General features: G+C 60.5%; 24 protein-coding genes, 1 rRNA gene and 1 pseudogene. 17 read left to right on the forward strand and 9 right to left on the reverse strand.

The window, feature by feature from the left end; all coding sequences use genetic code 11:
* Nucleotides 1-14 precede the first annotated feature (14 nt).
* From ALTERO38_RS18680 to ALTERO38_RS18690, 3 genes are all read right to left on the reverse strand, one after another.
* Entirely contained in the window at nucleotides 15-1,358 is a 1,344-nt protein-coding gene (locus tag ALTERO38_RS18680; protein ID WP_159969295.1) for a diguanylate cyclase, read from the reverse strand.
* Nucleotides 1,355-2,122, reverse strand: coding sequence for an ABC transporter substrate-binding protein (locus ALTERO38_RS18685; protein ID WP_159969296.1), 768 nt, complete (start codon nucleotides 2,120-2,122; stop codon nucleotides 1,355-1,357). Before ALTERO38_RS18685 ends, ALTERO38_RS18680 begins: the two co-directional genes overlap by 4 nt.
* Before the next feature lie 328 nt (nucleotides 2,123-2,450).
* Entirely contained in the window at nucleotides 2,451-3,419 is a 969-nt protein-coding gene (locus tag ALTERO38_RS18690) for an AraC family transcriptional regulator (protein WP_159969297.1), read from the reverse strand.
* A 168-nt stretch (nucleotides 3,420-3,587) separates the two neighbouring features.
* Between ALTERO38_RS18690 and ALTERO38_RS18695 the strand changes: the two genes are divergently transcribed.
* Genes ALTERO38_RS18695 through ALTERO38_RS18705 form a run of 3 tightly spaced genes read left to right on the forward strand, consistent with a single transcriptional unit; the run spans nucleotide 3,588 to nucleotide 7,045 of the window.
* A complete protein-coding gene (locus ALTERO38_RS18695) occupies nucleotides 3,588-5,753 on the forward strand; it encodes a TonB-dependent siderophore receptor (RefSeq protein ID WP_159969298.1) in 2,166 nt (721 codons plus the stop codon).
* 48 nt (nucleotides 5,754-5,801) lie between these two features.
* Nucleotides 5,802-6,119, forward strand: a complete 318-nt coding sequence (locus ALTERO38_RS18700) for a DUF2218 domain-containing protein (RefSeq protein WP_159969299.1) — start codon at nucleotides 5,802-5,804, stop codon at nucleotides 6,117-6,119.
* Nucleotides 6,116-7,045, forward strand: a complete 930-nt coding sequence (locus ALTERO38_RS18705; RefSeq protein WP_159969300.1) for an alpha/beta hydrolase — start codon at nucleotides 6,116-6,118, stop codon at nucleotides 7,043-7,045. The genes ALTERO38_RS18700 and ALTERO38_RS18705 overlap by 4 nt, the downstream gene beginning before the upstream one ends.
* Before the next feature lie 72 nt (nucleotides 7,046-7,117).
* Here the strand turns inward: ALTERO38_RS18705 and ALTERO38_RS21880 are convergent.
* Nucleotides 7,118-7,198 (reverse strand): annotated as a pseudogene (locus ALTERO38_RS21880) (hypothetical protein); the annotation flags it as partial.
* Between the two features lie 216 nt (nucleotides 7,199-7,414).
* On the opposite strand from ALTERO38_RS21880, the gene ALTERO38_RS18710 reads away from it, so the two are divergent.
* Nucleotides 7,415-7,861 carry a DUF2147 domain-containing protein gene (locus ALTERO38_RS18710; protein ID WP_159969302.1) on the forward strand — a complete coding sequence of 149 codons (447 nt, stop codon included), beginning with the start codon at nucleotides 7,415-7,417 and terminating at the stop codon, nucleotides 7,859-7,861.
* Between the two features lie 156 nt (nucleotides 7,862-8,017).
* Here the strand turns inward: ALTERO38_RS18710 and ALTERO38_RS21595 are convergent, their stop codons facing one another.
* A complete protein-coding gene (locus tag ALTERO38_RS21595; protein WP_256663956.1) occupies nucleotides 8,018-8,164 on the reverse strand; it encodes a hypothetical protein in 147 nt (48 codons plus the stop codon).
* Here ALTERO38_RS21595 and ALTERO38_RS21600 point away from each other — a divergent pair.
* A complete protein-coding gene (locus tag ALTERO38_RS21600) occupies nucleotides 8,135-8,467 on the forward strand; it encodes a serine hydrolase (protein WP_256663952.1) in 333 nt (110 codons plus the stop codon). The two genes, ALTERO38_RS21595 and ALTERO38_RS21600, sit on opposite strands and share 30 nt — an antisense overlap.
* Nucleotides 8,464-8,988, forward strand: a complete 525-nt coding sequence (locus ALTERO38_RS21605; RefSeq protein WP_256663919.1) for a serine hydrolase — start codon at nucleotides 8,464-8,466, stop codon at nucleotides 8,986-8,988. The genes ALTERO38_RS21600 and ALTERO38_RS21605 overlap by 4 nt, the downstream gene beginning before the upstream one ends.
* 221 nt (nucleotides 8,989-9,209) lie before the next feature.
* On the opposite strand, the gene rrf is transcribed toward ALTERO38_RS21605, so the two are convergent.
* A 5S ribosomal RNA gene (rrf, locus tag ALTERO38_RS18720) occupies nucleotides 9,210-9,325 on the reverse strand.
* A gap of 193 nt (nucleotides 9,326-9,518) precedes the next feature.
* Nucleotides 9,519-9,797 carry a polyhydroxyalkanoic acid system family protein gene (locus tag ALTERO38_RS18725; protein WP_102837069.1) on the reverse strand — a complete coding sequence of 93 codons (279 nt, stop codon included), beginning with the start codon at nucleotides 9,795-9,797 and terminating at the stop codon, nucleotides 9,519-9,521.
* 164 nt (nucleotides 9,798-9,961) lie between these two features.
* Between ALTERO38_RS18725 and ubiE the strand changes: the two genes are divergently transcribed.
* From ubiE to ALTERO38_RS18775, 10 genes are all read left to right on the forward strand, one after another.
* Nucleotides 9,962-10,732, forward strand: a complete 771-nt coding sequence (gene ubiE, locus ALTERO38_RS18730; protein ID WP_045422518.1) for a bifunctional demethylmenaquinone methyltransferase/2-methoxy-6-polyprenyl-1,4-benzoquinol methylase UbiE — start codon at nucleotides 9,962-9,964, stop codon at nucleotides 10,730-10,732.
* Complete coding sequence (locus ALTERO38_RS18735; protein WP_159969303.1) at nucleotides 10,732-11,355, forward strand: SCP2 domain-containing protein; 624 nt, start codon at nucleotides 10,732-10,734, stop codon at nucleotides 11,353-11,355. The genes ubiE and ALTERO38_RS18735 overlap by 1 nt, the downstream gene beginning before the upstream one ends.
* The gene (ubiB, locus tag ALTERO38_RS18740) at nucleotides 11,352-12,962 is read left to right on the forward strand and encodes a ubiquinone biosynthesis regulatory protein kinase UbiB (protein ID WP_159969304.1); all 1,611 of its coding nucleotides are present in this window, start codon (nucleotides 11,352-11,354) and stop codon (nucleotides 12,960-12,962) included. Before ALTERO38_RS18735 ends, ubiB begins: the two co-directional genes overlap by 4 nt.
* A gap of 49 nt (nucleotides 12,963-13,011) precedes the next feature.
* On the forward strand, nucleotides 13,012-13,407 hold the full coding sequence (hisI, locus tag ALTERO38_RS18745) for a phosphoribosyl-AMP cyclohydrolase (protein ID WP_159969305.1): 396 nt from the start codon (nucleotides 13,012-13,014) through the stop codon (nucleotides 13,405-13,407).
* Complete coding sequence (locus tag ALTERO38_RS18750) at nucleotides 13,400-13,732, forward strand: phosphoribosyl-ATP diphosphatase (RefSeq protein WP_019340500.1); 333 nt, start codon at nucleotides 13,400-13,402, stop codon at nucleotides 13,730-13,732. The genes hisI and ALTERO38_RS18750 overlap by 8 nt, the downstream gene beginning before the upstream one ends.
* A gap of 24 nt (nucleotides 13,733-13,756) precedes the next feature.
* Entirely contained in the window at nucleotides 13,757-13,987 is a 231-nt protein-coding gene (gene tatA, locus ALTERO38_RS18755) for a twin-arginine translocase TatA/TatE family subunit (protein WP_102837074.1), read from the forward strand.
* Nucleotides 13,988-13,993: 6 nt separating this feature from the next.
* Nucleotides 13,994-14,383 carry a Sec-independent protein translocase protein TatB gene (gene tatB, locus ALTERO38_RS18760; RefSeq protein WP_159969306.1) on the forward strand — a complete coding sequence of 130 codons (390 nt, stop codon included), beginning with the start codon at nucleotides 13,994-13,996 and terminating at the stop codon, nucleotides 14,381-14,383.
* Entirely contained in the window at nucleotides 14,380-15,183 is an 804-nt protein-coding gene (gene tatC, locus ALTERO38_RS18765) for a twin-arginine translocase subunit TatC (RefSeq protein ID WP_159969307.1), read from the forward strand. The genes tatB and tatC overlap by 4 nt, the downstream gene beginning before the upstream one ends.
* Nucleotides 15,180-15,887, forward strand: coding sequence for a 16S rRNA (uracil(1498)-N(3))-methyltransferase (locus ALTERO38_RS18770; protein WP_159969308.1), 708 nt, complete (start codon nucleotides 15,180-15,182; stop codon nucleotides 15,885-15,887). Before tatC ends, ALTERO38_RS18770 begins: the two co-directional genes overlap by 4 nt.
* Nucleotides 15,888-15,988: 101 nt before the next feature.
* Nucleotides 15,989-16,408, forward strand: coding sequence for a UPF0158 family protein (locus ALTERO38_RS18775; RefSeq protein ID WP_159969309.1), 420 nt, complete (start codon nucleotides 15,989-15,991; stop codon nucleotides 16,406-16,408).
* Nucleotides 16,409-16,428: 20 nt separating this feature from the next.
* Here ALTERO38_RS18775 and dtd read toward each other — a convergent pair whose 3' ends face one another.
* Both dtd and pip read right to left on the reverse strand, forming a co-directional pair.
* A complete protein-coding gene (dtd, locus tag ALTERO38_RS18780; protein ID WP_159969310.1) occupies nucleotides 16,429-16,866 on the reverse strand; it encodes a D-aminoacyl-tRNA deacylase in 438 nt (145 codons plus the stop codon).
* The gene (pip, locus tag ALTERO38_RS18785) at nucleotides 16,866-17,837 is read right to left on the reverse strand and encodes a prolyl aminopeptidase (protein WP_159969311.1); all 972 of its coding nucleotides are present in this window, start codon (nucleotides 17,835-17,837) and stop codon (nucleotides 16,866-16,868) included. The genes dtd and pip overlap by 1 nt, the downstream gene beginning before the upstream one ends.
* A 77-nt stretch (nucleotides 17,838-17,914) precedes the next feature.
* Between pip and ALTERO38_RS18790 the strand changes: the two genes are divergently transcribed.
* A complete protein-coding gene (locus ALTERO38_RS18790) occupies nucleotides 17,915-18,346 on the forward strand; it encodes a hypothetical protein (protein ID WP_159969312.1) in 432 nt (143 codons plus the stop codon).
* Nucleotides 18,347-18,349 lie beyond the last annotated feature (3 nt).

Genomic DNA, 18,349 nt, shown 5'->3' on the forward strand with positions numbered 1-18,349 from the left:
GGTCCTCGCGATCATCAGTCGGAAATACGGTTGCGGCCCTGCGTCTTGGCTCGATAGAGAGCCTCGTCGGCGCGGCGCAGCAGTTGTTCGAATTGGTCCATGCTGTCCGCGTCGAAGCCGGCGAGGCCAACACTCAGCGTGACATGGGGCGAAACGGCCGAGGCCTCATGTGGCAACGCCCGCTCGGCCAGCCGCTGCTGCAGCCTTATCGCCGAACGATGCGCGGACTCGGCATCCACACCGGGCAGCAGTACGACGAATTCCTCGCCGCCGAGCCGCGCGACCACCTCGCCGGCACGGGCAAACACGTACCTGAGCGTATCGGCTACCCACTGCAAGCATTGGTCGCCCTGCGCATGGCCGTAGTGGTCGTTGTAACGCTTGAAAAAATCCACGTCGCACATCAGCACGGTTAGAGGCTGGCCGAGACGCATCGCGCGGCGGAATTCGACTTCCTTGATTTCGTCGAAATGCCGGCGATTGGCCAAGCCGGTCAGCGGGTCACTACGTGAAAGCTCTTCCAGCAGCACATTGGCAGCCCGCAATTCGGCAGTACGTTCCTCGACCAGCTCGGCGAGGCGGTCGCGGTGCGCGGCCAGTGCCAGCTCGTCCTGATGTTGCCGCTCGAGGTAAGCCGACAGTTTTAGCTGGACACTGTTGATGCCCGACTCCAGCAGGCTCAGCTCATCCTGGCGTTTTACCGACCGATCGAGGCGCAGGGTCTGGTCGAGATTTTCCGGAGTCAGGCGGGTGAGGTGCTGGGCGATCCGACGCACGTGCAGCGTGACCGTGCTGTTGAACATCCACATGATCAAACCGGCCAGCAGGAGCGACTGGATGACCTGGGTGATGATGATCTTGGTCACGTCGTCAACGAGCCGTTTCCAGAGCAGCCCTTCGTCGCCTTCGAGCCTGAGCTCGCCCACCGTCTCGAGGGCCCCGGCGTAGGCTTCGTAGGTCAGACGACGCTGCAGCACCGGCGCGCGGTGCTGAGGCTGCTGCTGCGGGCGTTGGCGTTGGATGACTTCCGGTGCGCGACCGGCGCGGAAGATCCGCAGTTCGACGCGGCCAACCGGCTCAGCCATGGCCACGCTGTCCAGCTGCGTTTCCAGTGCATCGCTGTCCATTTCCCAGATGGCTTTGGCCAGATTGCTCTGAAATACCTGGTCGATCAGCACCAACTCGGCATTCATTGCCGAGCGGCCATCCTCCCAGGCCAGCCAGGTCCGCAAACCCACGGTCGCGGCGGTAAACAACAGACAGAAGCCGAGCGTCGCCAGTACCAGACGACGCCCAAGCGAGCTGCTGGGCCGCTGCGCGCTCGCTGAGGTGACGGAGGCCGGTGTATTGACGTTCATTCCAACCAGCGTGCGGCGATAGTGTCATAGCGGCCATCGGCACGGACCCGCGAGAGCGCCTGGCGAAAGCGCTCGACCACCTCATCCGGCGTGTTGCGACTGAAGGCCATGCACAAGCCGTTCGCGCCGCCGAGGTCGTCCAGATTCAGTTGAGGGACCGCAGTATCGCCAGGGCTGCCACTGGCCTGACGGACCAGATAATGAGCGTTCAGCTCGTTGGAAATCCACAGGTTCACACGCCCAGCCTTGAGCTTTTCGTAGTTGTGCTCGTATTTGTTGCTCGACTGCAGGTTGCGGCCGATGACGAACCCCTTATCGATCAGGTACTGCTCACCGACATCCTCTTTCACGGTGGCGATCTGGTACTGGCGGGCGTCGTCGAGACTCTTGAGGTTGAACTCAGTGCCAGGCAGCGAGAACAGGAACCAGCGCGTGGGCGCGATAACACCTACCCACTTGAACAGACCCTCGCGCTGCGGTGTGCGGGCAATGGAGTAGATAAGAACATTCTCCGAGTTCAGCGCGATGTCGTACGCGCGTGCCCACGGCATCGATTGGATGCGCACAGCCTCTCCCACTTCATCCAGAACAGCCTGCACCACCTCGGTGGCCATGCCGGTGAGCTTGCCGTCAACTGTCATGTTGTAGGGTGGCAGTTCCTCCGTGACGACCGTGACACCGTGTGCACAGGCGGCCTGGACGCCGAATAGCGATGCGACTATCCACAAGGCTAGTGTCAGGCGGCGGAGCGAGGTTCGAAGCATCGGGCGACCTCCCGGACGACTAACGTCCGGCGAGCAACAGGAGAGGGCCATCATGATGGCATCATTCAAACGGCATCTGAGCACTCTTTAGTCGGCACAAGCGGGGCTGACTTGAACGCTGGGACGCTTCTACTTCAAGCCCGGCGACGGGCGGGAGGTGTGATCGTTCGAACGATCTGGAAAGAGCGCCCCGAGGCGCTTCTACACAACTTTACGGACTGCTCGGCCGGTCGCCTTTGCTTAACGCAATGTATGCCGTACCAACGTCACGATGGTCGGCATCCAGGCTCATCCGTCGTCGCAACGAAGTAGCAGCTCCGCTCAGCCCTCACACCCGTGAACGCACCTGCCGCGGACTGATGCCGAACTGCCGCTTGAAAGCAGTAGCAAAGTTGGCTGGGCTGTTGTAACCGGCGCGCCAAGCCGCTTCAGTGACAGTTGCGCCTTCTCGCTCCAGTGCCTCGCGTGCGCTATTCAGACGCCGCCCGCGCTGGTATTCGAATACCGTCATGCCCTTGAGCGAGCGGAACTGGCGCTGCAACGTCGTCGCGTTGACGCCCGTTTCGCGTGCGATGTGATCAAGGCTCCAACTGTCGGCTTCGCCGCTATCAAGCAGATCAACGAGGCGCTGCAGCCGGCGGTATTCCTGGGGCCGCAAACCGTGTTCTACCACGGTCGTCGCCTCGCCAAGGCTGGCAAGCGCTTCGCAGGCAATGTCCAGCGCCCGGCTTTCCAGATACAGGCTGGCCAGTAAGGCGTCGTAGCCCGGTGGATTGAGCATCTGGTCAGCCAATGTCAGCAGGCGCGACGAGGGTTTCCAGACACGAGGCGTCAGGTGACTGCCCATGAAGCGTCGAATTGCTCCGTCTGTCGCACCCACGCCTTCGCCACGCCCTTCGAACCAGTCGGGCGTCAGGCTCACCACCAACTTCCGAATATGACTACCGCGGCGAGCCTGACGGCGGAACTGAACCGGCTCGTTCATCGATACTGCGACGCCCTCAGGCGCATGCCGGCTTGAGGGATGACCGAGCGTCAACGAAAGGTCGTCATAGCTGACCTGACTCTGCCCCTGAAGAAAGAGCACAAAGGACACTCGCGGATCCACGGTGTTTTCGGTAACGAAGTCCTGCAGTTCCTCGCAATCGGACCAGTGCAGGGAAAGACCGTCACGCAGCTGTGCCCATTTCACCCGGCCATAGAACAGGCGGTCATCGCCGCCGTCTGGCAAGTGCAGACCAGTCCGGCTAGTCGCCGGCAGCTCGTCGCCACGGATGATGTGATCGGGTTGGTTCATGCAGCACTGCCTCTCGCACGCAATTGCAAAGCAAATACTCGGTTGCGCAAAGGTTCGCAAACCGGACGCATGGCAGACTACGCGCCGACATCTTTTGATGCAAATCGTTATCATTAAGCGCCGCGAATCTTTGCCATTTGCGCATTGCCCTGCGGCAGGAGCCGACCCATGGACAGAACCCCTCGCACCCTCAGCCTCGGACAACGTTCGCGGCGCCTGCTGCTGGCCGGCTTGCTTGCGCCTTTTCCGCTAAGCGCGCTGGCACAAAGCGTTTCCGTGCAGAACGAGCCGGTCGAATTGGAAAGCATCACGGTCGAGGGCAACCGCCTGTACGACATGCCGTCGTCGGAGCAGACCGGCGGCTACACGGTGCAAGCAGCAACGGTTGGCACAAAAACACCTGCCGAGCTGCGCGATATCCCGCAGTCGATCACCGTTTACACAGACGATTACATCAGGGATCGCCAGTTCGTGAACCTTGACGACCTGGCCAAGTACACCGCGGGCCTACGTACCCTGACCAACGACAGCGGTCGTTCGTCGATCTATGCCCGCGGCTATGAGTACGACGAGTTCAATATCGACGGTCTCCCTGCACCCATGGCCAGCATCCACGGCACGGTTCCATCGCTTTCGCCGTTCGACCGGGTAGAGATCATGCGCGGCCCTTCGGGCCTGTTCAGCAGTACCAGCGAAATGGGCGGCGTCGTCAATATGGTACGCAAGCGCCCAACGAGCGAGTTCCAGGGCAGCCTGACTGGCCGCTACGGCAGTTGGGACCAGAACTATCTGGAAGCCGACCTCTCCGGTCCGCTCGATGAAGCAGGCCACATACGCGGACGCACAGTTGTCTCTCGCGCCGACAGCAATGGCGAGGTGGATTACAACGAGAACACGAGTGAAAGCTTCTACGGCGCGCTGGACATCGACCTGAACGACACAACCTCGCTTTCGCTGGGACTGATTCACCAGACCAAGGACATCGCTCCCCACAATGGCTACCCCACCGATTCGGCCGGAAATTTGCTCGACTGGAGTCACTCGACCTACTTGGGCGTCGACTGGAACGACTTCAACGGTCGCACCACCGATGCAATCGCCGAGCTGACTCACCGCTTCGATACTGGCGGCTATGGCCGACTGGCCGTGCGGGGCTCCACGCGTGACACAGACTATCTGTACGCCTATACCGGCAGCGCTGTGGCGGCCAACGGCAACACGCGAATGGTCGCCGCCGGGCGTGACTTTCAGCAGGACGCACTGGCCGTCGATGCCAGCTACAGCCAGCCGTTCGAGCTGCTGGGCCAGGTCAGCGAATTCGTGGTCGGCAGCGATTTCAAACGCTACGACAGCGACTACCGCAACGGTAGTGCCGTCCTCGGCACGGTCGATATCTTTGGCTATCAGCCCAGGCGCTTTGCCAAACCGAACCTGAGCTATTCAACACGCCTCAGTAGCGACGATCAGGAAGCAGGTCTCTACGCCAAGCTGACGTTCCGGCCGATCGAAAGGCTGGCACTCATCGGTGGAGCTCGCGTCAGCTGGTATGAAGGAGACGCCACCTCAACGAATCTCAAAACAGGCGTCGTTGCCTCGGATGAGCAGCATGAGAACGGCCACGTCACGCCTTACGGTGGCTTGGTGTTCGACCTCGACGAACGGCATTCGCTGTACGTCAGCTACTCACAGGTCTTCAAGCCTCAATCCGAGACCGACGCTAACGGTCAGCTCATCGACCCGCGCGAAGGCGAGCAATATGAAGTCGGCATCAAGGGCAGCTATTACGGCGGGGATCTGAACGCCCGTGTCACCGCCTTTCAACTGACCGACGAGAACCGCGCTACCGATGCCGACGGATTGTCCGGAACTGCCGATTACGCAGCGGCTGGCAAGGCGCGTATCCGCGGTGGTGAATTTGAGGTCAGCGGTTACCTGACGCCTCAGTGGGAGCTGATTGCGGGCTACACCTACATGGAGACTGAAAACCTTGCAGGTGACGAGAACGTTCTGTTCGTACTCATGCCCACACACCAGGCTTCTTTGTGGAGCAAGTACACCCTGGCGGGCGGACCGCTACGTGGATTAGGGCTGGGCGCAGGTATCAGCGCCATGAGCGACTTTTCCTACGAACGCCAAGGGATAACCGTTAGCGCACCGGGGTATGCCGTGGTCGACGCCAAGCTGTCGTACCCGGTCACCGAGCAGCTCACTGCGACTTTCGATGTAAACAACCTGCTCGATCGCGACTACGTTTCGCGCGTTGGCAGCACCTCGACCTTCAATTTTCAGGGTCCGTCACGCAATTTCACCATCGGAGCGCGGTACGAGTTCTGATCCACTCGCCGCCGGCTTAGGTGTCGGCGGCGCTTAACGGAGACATTCATGCCCAAGTTTCATGCCCGCGTCGCAACACCACGCGCATCACGCAACATGACCCGCCTGTTCAAGCACTTTGCCCACAAAGGCGAAGTCCGACTCGAAGATCAACAAGCAGAGGTCGTGTTCGTCTTTGGTGAGTGCCGCATGTTTGCCGGACCTGATCAACTCTTGATCGATTGCCAGGCAGCGGCTGGGGAGGCAGAAAAACGCCTTCGTTTTGTGATAGCCGATCACCTCAACCGTTTTTCCGGTGACGAGGCGTTGCAGGTCGAATGGCAGGATGGCCCCCAGCCGGATGCGCCTGCCGAGTGGCCAGCATGAATGTCTTGATGGCGCTGCTGATTGCCAGCCTGGGACTCGGCTGTGCATCGGCTCGAGCCGCCGAGGCGGGCGGGTGGAAGCCAGTGGTGCTACCGCAAGCTGAACAACGCGACATACATTCGCACAACACCGGCGACGATTACAGGATCTTCATTTCCCAGCCTCAGCAGCCGGCGCCACCGGGTGGCTATCCGGTGCTCTACGTGCTTGATGGCAATGCGTTGTTTCCAATGCTGGCAGTTCAAGCCAATGCTCGTGAAAGCCGCCCGGATCCCGCAACACGCGCGTCGGTGGTAGTGGTGGGTATAGGCTATCCTGTCGACGCGCTGTATGACGTCGACAGACGAGCCAGAGACTACACTCCCCCAGCCCTAGCGGCGAATCATGAAAGGGACGATGCGCACTACGGTGGAGCCGACCAGTTTCTGGCTTTCGTGCAAACCGAACTGAAACCTCTAATCGAAGCCCGATACCCGATTGATCCTCATCGGCAGACGCTGTTTGGGCACTCTCACGGCGGACTATTCACGCTGTATACTCTGATGAACGAGCCTGACGCTTTCCAGAATTACCTGGCGGCCAGTCCCTCGATCTGGTGGAACGATCGTCAGCTGCTAGAACAGAGCGGCCCTCCGCTCTCCGAGTCGAACCTACAATCAAAGCGTCTGTGGATGACTGTCGGAGAGGCTGAGGAACCAGAACCGTTACTGGGTAAAGTTGCTACATCCGAGCGTGAGCAACGCCTTGTTGCCCGACGGATGCGCAGCAACGTCCAGGGATTGTTCGAGCGCTGGGCATCACTGGAGGGCCACGGTCTGAAGCGCACCCTGACCATCCACCCAGGCGCCGGCCATGGCGAGAACGCTACGCTCACGGCAGCCGAAGCGATCAATTTTGCACTGCAAGCTGACGCGCCTCTTCGCTAGGCGCGGTCTGCGAACCTCCAATCGCTCCTCAGCCAGCTGCCGTTCGCCCTGAAGCTCTATAAAGCGCCATTCACGGGCTACCAACTCACCAGGCTCGATGAATTCGAACGCCATGACGTGCAGGATCGCAGCTCGCACAAGCCTCTCCACCACTTCGCAGCGGTCGTGGCGCTGGCCGTTAGGGATCGACAAACACCGGAAGTGAGGTACAGCAAAGTGAGCGGCGTATCGCTGGCACGCTTGCTCGCCATCAAGCAGGTTTATTGCCGAAAGTCCTAGATCTTGGCGGTAACGACGCAAACTTGGGTGGCCAATACCGGTCCCATGTGATGTTAGAGTCGCAGCCCTCAACCATCCGTAGGAGAAACCATGCGCGCATTGTTTACCGCCGCCTTCCTGACATTGCCGATGACCGTTGCGTCGTTTTGCTTTGCCGCCGAATCGCCAGTCGGACGTTGGCAGACCATTGATGATGAAACCGGCAAGCCCAAGTCCGTCGTCCAAATACAGCAGGCGGCTGATGGTTCGCTTAACGGTGAAGTGGCGGAGATTCTGCGCTCCGAGCAGGGCCCGAACCCCTTATGTACGGCGTGCGAAGGTGAGCGCAAAGACAAGCCAATCGCAGGAATGACTATCCTATGGGGCCTGCAGCCGGATGGCGAGGGCGTCTGGAGCGGCGGCACTATCCTCGACCCAGCAAAAGGCAAGACCTATCGCGCCAAGGTCACCCTGCTTGAAGGTGGAGACAAGCTTGAGATGCGCGGTTACATCGGCATCGAAGCGTTGGGCCGCACCCAGACATGGGTACGTCAGTAGCTGGGGAGGCCTCGAGCCCAGCCGGTCATCCGGCATGGCCTGAACAGCTCAGCGGTGCTCCGCACGGCATAGCCGGTTCGCGGTCCAATTTGCATGCATTACTTCCCTTTCGCCCCGAAGCAGAGCCGGCAGGCGACGTATCGTGCTCTATGCATCCTATGCCTGCTCTGCATTGCTCCAACGTCCGTCGCAGACGAGAAGCTTGAAGCAATCGTCGATAATGCTGAACGGCTGGAGCAACTTGAGACGTTGATAGTGGCTCGTCATGGCGAGGTGCTGGCCGAGCGGGGTTACCGCGGTCATCGAACGAACTCTCCGACTAATATAAAGTCGGCGTCCAAGACGATACTCTCAGCCTTGGTTGGGATAGCCATTGATAAGGCTGTTCTTTCAGGCACTGACCAGCCGATCGCTGATCTGATCGGAGGCGATTTCCCAGCGAAGCCGGACGCTCGACTGCTGCAGGTCACTGTAGGCAATCTCCTATCAATGCAGGCCGGCCTCGGCTCACCTCAGGGCCTAATTATGGGTTATGGGTGGCGAGTCCGAACTGGGTACGCGCGGCACTGGCGCGACCGTTTGAGGCTGAGCCTGGCGAGGCAATGATTTATTCCACCGGATCAAGCCACCTGCTGTCAGCAATTCTCACCCGCAGTACCGGAAAAGCCACTCTACAGCTTGCGCGCGAGTGGCTGGCACCACTCGACGGCTTTGAAATCAGCGCCTGGACACGAGATCCGCAAGGCATCTACCTGGGCGGTAACGAAATGGCGATGACCCCTCACTCGCTGTTGGTCTTTGCTGAGCTATATCGACGCGGAGGCATAACAGCATCTGGGGATAGGCTGCTGTCACAGGACTGGATCGAAGCATCCTGGACGCCCCGCACCCGCTCGCGGTACACCGGTCATGGCTATGGTTATGGTTGGTTCATTACCGAGTTGGGCGGCGAAGATATCCGTTATGGTTGGGGCTTCGGCGGGCAGATGCTTTACGTGGTTCCGGGGCTCGATATGTCCGTCGTAATGACCTCTGATACCCGACCTTCCAGTGGCGCCTCAGGGCACCGCTACGCTCTGAATCAGCTTCTCGGCGACATTATTGAGGCGGTGCGCTCCGACAGTTAGAGCACCTAGGAACGGAAGCGCTGAGTTAGCTACAGCGCAACCAACGCCGCTCAACATAACTGTAACGCGCAGCCGCTTTAACTAGCTCAACCCAAAGCGTGCGCCTTCTAGCTGGCCGCGGGCCTTAATGGGACCATGTTCAAGCAAAAATGACCTCATATTTTTTACGCTCAAAGACAAACCCCCGATCCTCTTACGAAGATCGGGGGTTTGGTGTAGAAGCTTGACGATGACCTACTCTCACATGGGGAAGCCCCACACTACCATCGGCGATGCGTCGTTTCACTACTGAGTTCGGGATGGGATCAGGTGGTTCCAACGCTCTATGGTCGTCAAGCAATTCGGTTGGGGAGTCGGTGTTTAGTCGCTTCCCCTAATTGGGTATGTGATGGTGTTNTCCGGAAAACAAATCGTCTGTGCAGCGATGCGCAAGCTGCTGCACATCGCCTATGGGGTACTTAAATCGGGCCAGCGTTTCGACCCTCAACTGGCCCTTGCTCGGTAATGGGGAAGACGGTATCTACGCTACCTCAGGCCTGCAGCGCCTTGTCCAGCGCACGCTCGATCTGCGCCTGAACACTGGCGCCCATGGCCGACATCAGCAGGCCGAGGTTGAGCAACACGCGCACACGGTCTTCCTCGACCTCGATGCGGCCGTCCGCGCCGCTGCGGCGCACTTCCAGTACGTCACCTTGCCACTCGCAGCGCACGCCGAAATCGCGTTCCAGCTTCGCCGCCAGCTGCTCGGCCTTTACACGGGCGGCGTCCCGGCCAAGGCTGTGGTTGCGCTCGACGATGATGCGGGCCATGGCGACTCCTGACTGCTACTAAAAAAGGCGCGCACTATAGCAGCTGCCCAGCTGCCAGCCTGCCTCCGGTCAGCCATAGGCTGCGCTGACTTGCCGCTCGCGGCTTGGCGCTCGACGATGCTTTTAGGTTTAGAATGCGAGCACATTCTTCCGGTGACAGTGACATGACCGATCCCCGCAAAGAGCGTGACGCAGAAGCCACCACCCACTTCGGCTACAAGAACGTACCGGAGAGCGAAAAAGCGCAAAAGGTGGCCGAGGTATTCCATTCTGTAGCCGCCAAATACGACCTGATGAACGACCTGATGTCCGGCGGCGTGCATCGCCTCTGGAAGCGCTTTACCATTGAGCTGTCCGGTGTCCGCCACGGCAATCGCGTGCTAGATATCGCCGGCGGCACTGGTGACCTGGCACGCCAGTTCTCGCGCATCGTCGGCCCGACTGGCGAAGTGGTGCTTGCCGATATCAACGCCTCGATGCTCAAGGTCGGCCGTGACCGTCTGCTGGACAAGGGCGTGGCCGACAACGTCAAGTTCGTCCAGGCCGATGCCGAGAAGCTGCCGTTCCCGGACAACCATTTCGATGTGGTCACCATTGCCTTCGGCCTGCGCAACGTGACGCACAAGGAAGACGCCATCGCCTCCATGCTGCGCGTGCTGAAGCCCGGCGGTCGCCTGCTGGTTCTGGAGTTTTCCAAACCGACCAACCAGCTGTTTTCCAAAGCCTACGACGCCTACTCGTTCAGCCTTCTGCCGATGATGGGCAAGCTGATTACCAACGACTCCGAGAGCTATCGCTACCTGGCCGAGTCGATCCGCATGCATCCGGATCAGGAAACCCTTAAAGGCATGATGGCCGACGCCGGATTCGAGCGCGTCACTTACCACAACATGACCGGCGGCATCGTCGCTCTGCACCGCGGCATCAAGCCCTGATGTTGCGCGCTGCCCTGCTGGCCGGCACTGAGCGCGGCCTCAATGGCGTGTTGCGCCTGGACCCGACCGCCTTGCCGCGGCTGGCCAAGCTCAGCGGTCAGATCATAGAAATCGACTGCACGGCACCGGCGTGGAAGGTCTTCGTCCTGGCCGATGCCGATGGGCTGCGGTTGGCAACGCAATGGGGCAGCGAACCGGATTGCCGCCTGCGCGCTTCCGCCACGGATCTGCTGCGCCTGGCCACAAGCCGCAAAAAGACAGCGATCCTGCATGGTCCGGATGTCGAAATTGACGGCGACAGCGGTGTACTGATGAGCCTCGCCGAAGTGCTGCAGGATCTCGAGCTGGACTGGGAGTACGAGGTGTCGCGCTGGCTGGGTCCGGTCGGTGCGCATCTGCTCGGCTCCAGCGTTCGGCGTCAATCCGAATGGTTGCGACGAAGCGCTGACAGCCTGCAGCAGAACCTGGCTGAATACCTCAGCGAAGAATCACGCGCGCTGGTCGGCACAGACGAAGCTGAAACGCGCTTCGCTGAACTCGACCGCCTCAAGCTCGACCTCGACCGTCTCGACGCCCGCATCGAGCGGCTCACCCACTTCCAGAAACCAGACCGATCCGAATGAAGCTGTTCGCCGCGGCTCGCCGCCTGTTTCGCATCCTGCTGGTGGTGATCCGCTACCGCCTGGACGACATCATTCTTGACCTGCCGATGCCGTGGTGGCTGCGTGCGACCAGTTACCTGCTGCCATGGCGCTGGCTGCCACGCCGGCGCACCGAGCTCTCTCGAGGCGCTCGCCTGCGCCTGGCACTGGAGGGTCTGGGGCCAATTTTCATCAAGTTCGGCCAGATTCTTTCGACCCGACGCGATCTCCTGCCGCTCGACATCGCCGAAGAGCTGGCCATGCTTCAGGATCGGGTACCGCCGTTCGACTCGGCAGTCGCCACAGCGCTCATCGAACGGGAGCTGGGCGCTTCGGTGGGCGAGGTGTTCGCCCGGTTCGACAGCAAGCCATTGGCGTCCGCCTCCGTCGCCCAAGTGCATGCGGCCAAACTGCGCAGCGGCGAAGAGGTGGTGGTAAAAGTGGTGCGGCCGAACCTTCGCCCAATCATCAGCCAGGACATTGCCTGGCTGTTCCTGCTGGCGAAAACCGCCGAACGTGCATCGAACGAGGCGCGCCGCCTGCACCTGGTTGAAGTGGTCGACGACTACGCCAAGACCATCTACGACGAACTCGATCTGTTGCGCGAGGCGGCCAACGCCAGCCAGCTCAAGCGCAACTTCCAGGGTTCGCCTCTGCTCTACGTCCCGCAGGTTTATTGGGATTACTGCCGCCCGCAGGTTCTGGTAATGGAGCGCATCTACGGCGTGCCGGTGACCGACATGAAGCGCCTGGCCGAGCAGCGCACCGACATGAAACAGCTGGCCGAGCGCGGGGTGGAGATCTTCTTCACCCAAGTCTTTCGCGACAGCTTCTTCCATGCCGACATGCACCCCGGCAACATCTTCGTCAGCACGCATCAGCCATGGAACCCACAGTACATCGCGGTGGACTTCGGCATCGTCGGCAGCCTTACTCCAGAAGATCAGGACTACCTGGCGCGCAACCTGATGGCGTTTTTCCGTCGCGACTACCGCAAGGTGGCGCAGCTGCACATCGATTCGGGCTGGGTCCCGGCGGAGACCAAGGTCAACGAATTCGAGGCGGCGATCCGTACGGTCTGCGAGCCGATCTTCGAAAAACCCTTGAAGGACATTTCCTTCGGCCAGTTGCTGGTGCGCCTGTTCCAGGTCGCCCGCCGCTTCAACATGGAGGTCCAGCCTCAGCTGGTGCTGCTACAGAAGACGCTGCTGAACATCGAAGGGCTGGGTCGCGAGCTCTATCCTGAGCTGGATCTGTGGACCACGGGCCAGCCATACCTTGAGCGCTGGATGCGCGAACGGATGAGCCCCAAGCAGTTGCTGAAGAACGCCCAGGTGCAGATCGAACAGCTGCCGCACCTGGCCGGCATGACCCGCGAGCTGCTCGAGCGCATGTCGGGGCCCCATGCGAATAACCTGCCGCCGCCCTGGCGCGAGCACCATCACCACTGGCCACTGCGTCTGGTTGGCGCTGCACTGCTAGCCGGGGGCGCCACGCTGGCCGCAGCCGCTGAAAGCCTTTCCGTGCTGGCGACCTGGCCTGCCTGGTTGATGCTGGCGGCCGGCATCTACATCGTGGTGCGCCGATAGCCAGCGGTCGGGCAGGCTGGCACACTGCGCGTACAGAGGGGAGAATCCGATGAACTGGCTGGACCAAATCAACTGGAACGAAGATGGGCTGGTACCGGCGATTGCCCAGGACCATCAGACCGGTCGCATCCTGATGATGGCCTGGATGAACCGCGAAGCGCTGGAGCTGACGGCCGTGGAGAACCGCGCCATCTATTGGTCACGTTCGCGTGGCAAGCTGTGGCGCAAGGGCGAGGAATCCGGTCATGTGCAGAAGCTTCACGAGCTGCGTCTGGACTGCGACGCCGATGTCATCGTGCTGATGGTAGAGCAGGTCGGCGGCATCGCCTGTCATACCGGGCGCGAGAGCTGCTTCTACCGCGTCTTCGCGAAAGGCGATTGGAAAACCGTCGAACCGGTCCTCAAAGACCCGCAGGCGATATACGCGGAGCCCACACATGAGTGATACCTTTTCCCGTCTGGCTGAGGTGCTGGAAGCCCGCAAAGGCGCCGCGGCAGACAGCTCCTATGTGGCCAGCCTCTACCATAAGGGACTCAACAAGATTCTCGAAAAGGTCGGCGAAGAGTCGGTGGAAACCATACTGGCGGCAAAGGACGCTGCAGCCAGCGGTGACGCCAGCGACCTGATCTACGAAACCGCCGACCTCTGGTTTCACAGCCTGGTGATGCTGGCTGCGCTGGATCAGCACCCACAGGCGGTTCTGGACGAACTCGACCGGCGGTTCGGTCTCTCTGGGCACGCGGAAAAAGCCGCTCGCCCGCAATCCTGAAAACAACTTTCGGAGTACTGCAGCATGGGTTTTGGTGGAATCAGCGTCTGGCAACTCCTGATCGTTCTGCTCATCGTGGTCATGCTTTTTGGCACCAAGCGCCTCAAGGGCATGGGCTCGGATCTAGGCGATGCGATCAAGGGGTTCCGCAAGTCCATGGGCACCGATGAGGAAAAACCCGGTGTTGATGAGAAACAAAACCACACCATCGATGCCGAGGCCCGCAAGGTCGAAGAACCGACGAAGAAGAACTGAGGCGCTATGTTCGATATCGGTTTCACCGAACTGCTGCTGATCGGCCTGGTTGCGCTATTCGTACTTGGCCCGGAGCGGCTTCCCGGTGCCGTGCGTACCGCTGGCCTGTGGATCGGCCGGGCCAAGCGTAGCTTTGCCAACATCAAGTCGGAGGTCGAGCGCGAGATTGGCGCCGACGAGATTCGTCGCCAGCTGCATAACGAACGCATCCTCGACCTCGAGCGCGAAATGAAGCAAAGCATCATGCCCAGTTCGCCCAGCACCAACAGCACGCCGTCCCCGCAATCAGCCACACCGCCACCGGATGCCAGCCATCTCGAAGACGCAGCGCTCGCTGAAGCCAAACCCGCCGATACGGCGCCCGTACCTCGCCCGGACAAATTGCCTGAGCCATGAGCAATACTTCCACTGATGACCAGGAAATGCCGCTGGTTGCCCACCTGACAGAATTGCGCAAGCGCCTGCTGCGCTGTGTGGTGGCCATCCTGTTGCTGTTTGGCGGGTTGTTCTACTTCTCGCAGCAGATTTATGCGTTGGTGGCCGCGCCTCTGCGCGCCTACCTGCCGGAAGGCGCAACGATGATCGCCACTGGCGTGGCCTCGCCGTTCCTGACGCCGTTCAAGCTGACCATGATGGTCGCTCTGTTCCTGTCGATGCCGGTCATCCTGCATCAGATCTGGAGCTTCATTGCCCCCGGTCTGTACAAGCATGAAAAACGCGTAGCGGTGCCCTTGCTGATCTCCAGCATCTTCCTGTTCTACGGCGGCATGGCCTTCGCCTACTTCGTGGTGTTCCCCATCATGTTCGGCTTCTTTGCCAGCGTGACACCTGAAGGTGTGGCGATGATGACCGACATTGGTCAGTACCTGGATTTCGTCCTGACGTTGTTCTTCGCATTTGGTGTCGCCTTCGAGATTCCGGTGGCGACCTTTCTGCTGATCTGGGTAGGAATCGTCGATGTCGCGACCTTGCGCAAGAGCCGCCCCTACGTAGTGGTCGGCTGCTTTGTCGTCGGCATGGTGCTGACGCCGCCTGACGTGTTCTCACAGGCACTGCTCGCCATACCTATGTGGATACTGTTCGAGGCCGGGCTGATCTGCGGCAGCATGGTGAAGAAGCGCGAAGAGGAATTTCGCGGCGACGCCGATACTAGCGAGCCTCACCCCGGCGACCAGCCGCCCGCTTCACGTCCGTGAACCTGTTGCTGCTAGAGGCGGCCGACTTCGTCGCCGCCGATCGGGTAATCCTGCGTGACCGGCGCCTGAAGCACCTCCAGGAAGTTCACCGCGCGGAGGCGGGCGAATCCCTGCGGGTCGGGCTGTTAGGCGGGCAGATGGGCCAGGGGCAGCTGCTACGTCTGGATGCCCAGGAAGCGGAACTTGAGGTCCAGCTGCAGCAGGCACCACCCGCCAAGTTGCCCGTAACGCTGGTGTTGGCCTTGCCTCGACCAAAGATGCTGCGCCGCGTGCTACAGACAGTCGCCAGCATGGGCGTGCCCCGGCTTGTACTGCTCAACAGCTATCGCGTGGAAAAAAGCTTTTGGCAGACACCGTTTCTTGAGCCCCAGGCCATCCGCGAACAGCTGCTGCTGGGTTTGGAGCAAGCCCGCGATACCCTGTTGCCTGAGGTCATCATCGAGAAGCGCTTCAAACCTTTCGTCGAGGACCGTCTGCCACAGCTGGTCGCCGGCACTCTGGGCCTGGTGGGTCACCCAGGTGAATACCCTCCCTGCCCGCGCGCACTGAGCGAACCGGTGACACTCGCCATCGGTCCCGAAGGCGGCTGGATACCCTATGAAATTGAGAAGCTGACCGAAGCAGGGCTGCAGCCCGTGCAGCTTGGTGATCGCATTCTGCGCGTTGAGACCGCTGTCAGCGCCTTGCTGGCGCGCCTGTTCTGAAGAGTCGCTAGCCGAGATGCGACGCAGTACCGATGAACGTAGCGCACGCAAGCGGTGCACACAGGTCAGAACCTGTGAACCCCTCAATCATAGTTGTAGCCATGCGACCTTTGACTATAGATCTTCACCGTTTGGAGTACGCGCTGGAAAACCGTGATGCCAGTGAGCATTACCTGGACTTGGAGTCCGGCCAGATTCAGGCGGTTTTCCCAGGAGAAACCGTCCCGGGGGCCGACGAAAAATATGACGTGCAGGAGGATCGCTACCTGCATATCGAGCCACTCGGGCTGCCCCAGTCTATTGCGATGCGTGAGGCGTTCCTGTTCACCCAACACGACCCCAACGCCCATACCGTTCTCGCTCATGCTCTGCAAGGGCGCAAGCCGCTGCGAACCTTCGATTTCAAGCTGGAAGACTTCCCGGATGTTCGCCAAGCCTGGCTGGACTACCAGACCGTTCAGCTACGCGAGTACGCCATCACCTGGCTGCACGACAACGGACTCGAAGCCTCAAGCCGCTGACCGCCCCTGGCGTCGCTACCTCAGGCCCCCAGCAGGAAGGTCACCGGCCCATCGTTTTGCAGATACACCTGCATATCGGCACCGAAGCGGCCGCAGGCGACTTTCGCGTGCTGCAGGCGCGCCTGAACGACAAGATAATCGTAGAGTTCTTCGCCAAGTGCCGGAGGGGCTGCGGTTGAGAAGCTCGGCCTCAGACCACTGCCTGTGTCTGCCGCCAAGGTAAATTGAGACACCAGCAATAAACCACCACAGACGTCTGACAGCGAGCGGTTCATCTTGCCATCTTCATCGCTGAACACCCGGTATCGCAGTAGTTTGTGCAAGAGCTTATCGGCACGCGCCCGATCATCTTCTCGCTCTACACCGACCAACACCAGCAGCCCCTCATCAATCGAGCCGACCACCTCGTCTGCCACCTCGACCCGCGCCTGTCGCACGCGCTGGATCAATGCCTTCATCAGGCTTCCTCAGGGGGAAGGTCGAGCAGCCGTTGCGCTATATCGGCAGCAGCACGGACCAGCGCATCGCAGATGCCCGACTCGGAAGCCGAGTGCCCTGCTTCACGGATGATCTGCAGCTCGCTGTTGCTCCACGCCTCGTGGAGCGCCCAGGCATTATCCAGCGGGCAGATGACGTCGTAGCGGCCATGCACAATGATGCCTGGCAGGTGCGCGATCTTGTGCATGTCGCGCAAGAGCTGATCGGGCTCCAGAAAAGCCTGGTTGACGAAGTAATGACATTCGATACGTGCCATTGCGAGTGCACGATGTGTATCGGAGAAGCGGTCGACAACCTGGGTGTTTGGCCGCAAGGTGGCGGTACGCCCCTCCCAGCATGACCAGGCTTTGGCCGCATGCATCTGGGCGATCTGGTCGGTCCCAGTCAGACGCTTGTGGTACGCCTGCATCAGGTCACCGCGCTCCTCCGGAGGAATCGGCGCAATGAAATCCTGCCAATAGTCCGGGAACAGTCGGCTGGCACCATCCTGATAGAACCACTCGAAGTCCTTCGGCCGGCAGAGAAAGATGCCCCGCAGGATCAGCGCATGCACGTGTTCTGGAAAAGCCTGGGCGTAAGCAAGTGAAAGGGTTGAGCCCCAAGAGCCGCCGAACAGCACCCACTTATCAACACCCAGGAATTCGCGGATGCGCTCCATGTCGGCGATCAGGTGCGCTGTGGTGTTATTTTCCAGGCTGGCGTGCGGGGTCGAGCGACCGCAACCACGCTGATCGAAGGTAATGATGCGGTAAAGGTTGGGGTCAAAGAAACGACGACTCAGCGCATCACAACCACCGCCTGGCCCACCGTGGACGAAGACCACAGGCAGGCCCTCCGGCGACCCACTTTCGTCGACATAAAGCACATGCGGCGCTTCGACCGCCAGCTCATGTCGGGCGTAGGGTTTGATCTCCGGATACAAGGTTTGCATGGCACACTCCATGATCGGTACGCGGGTGAGGACCGCCTGACGTTTCCGGCATCATAACGAGGTTCGAGAGGTTAGGCATGCCCGTATGGAAATTAGCCGCCGCGTTCGTGGCGGTAGCGGTACTGCTGGTCGGATGTGGTCGCGATGATCCGGAAGCTGCGCTGCTGGCGGCGGTTGAATCGCTGCAGGAAAGCATCGAAAACAAGGACACCTCCGGACTGATGGACCTCATCCACGACGAGTTCAGCGCCAACCGAGAGTTGGACCGAGACTGGGCACGACGCACGGCTGCCTTGATGTTCCTGAGTCACCGCAACGTGGGCGTCATCGCGCTTAATCGCCGAAGTTGGCTAGATCCAACCTATCCGGACAAAGGCTACAGCGAGGCACAGGTCGCACTGACCGGCGCTGAGGGCTGGTTACCGCAGCGCCTCGGGCACTACGACGTGCGCCTCGAGTGGTGGCTTACGGACGGGGATTGGAAATTGGCACGATTGGACTGGGAATAGCTA

The organism is Pseudomonas sp. 9Ag, from assembly GCF_902506445.1.
Taxonomy (GTDB): Bacteria; Pseudomonadota; Gammaproteobacteria; order Pseudomonadales; family Pseudomonadaceae; genus Stutzerimonas; species Stutzerimonas stutzeri_AB.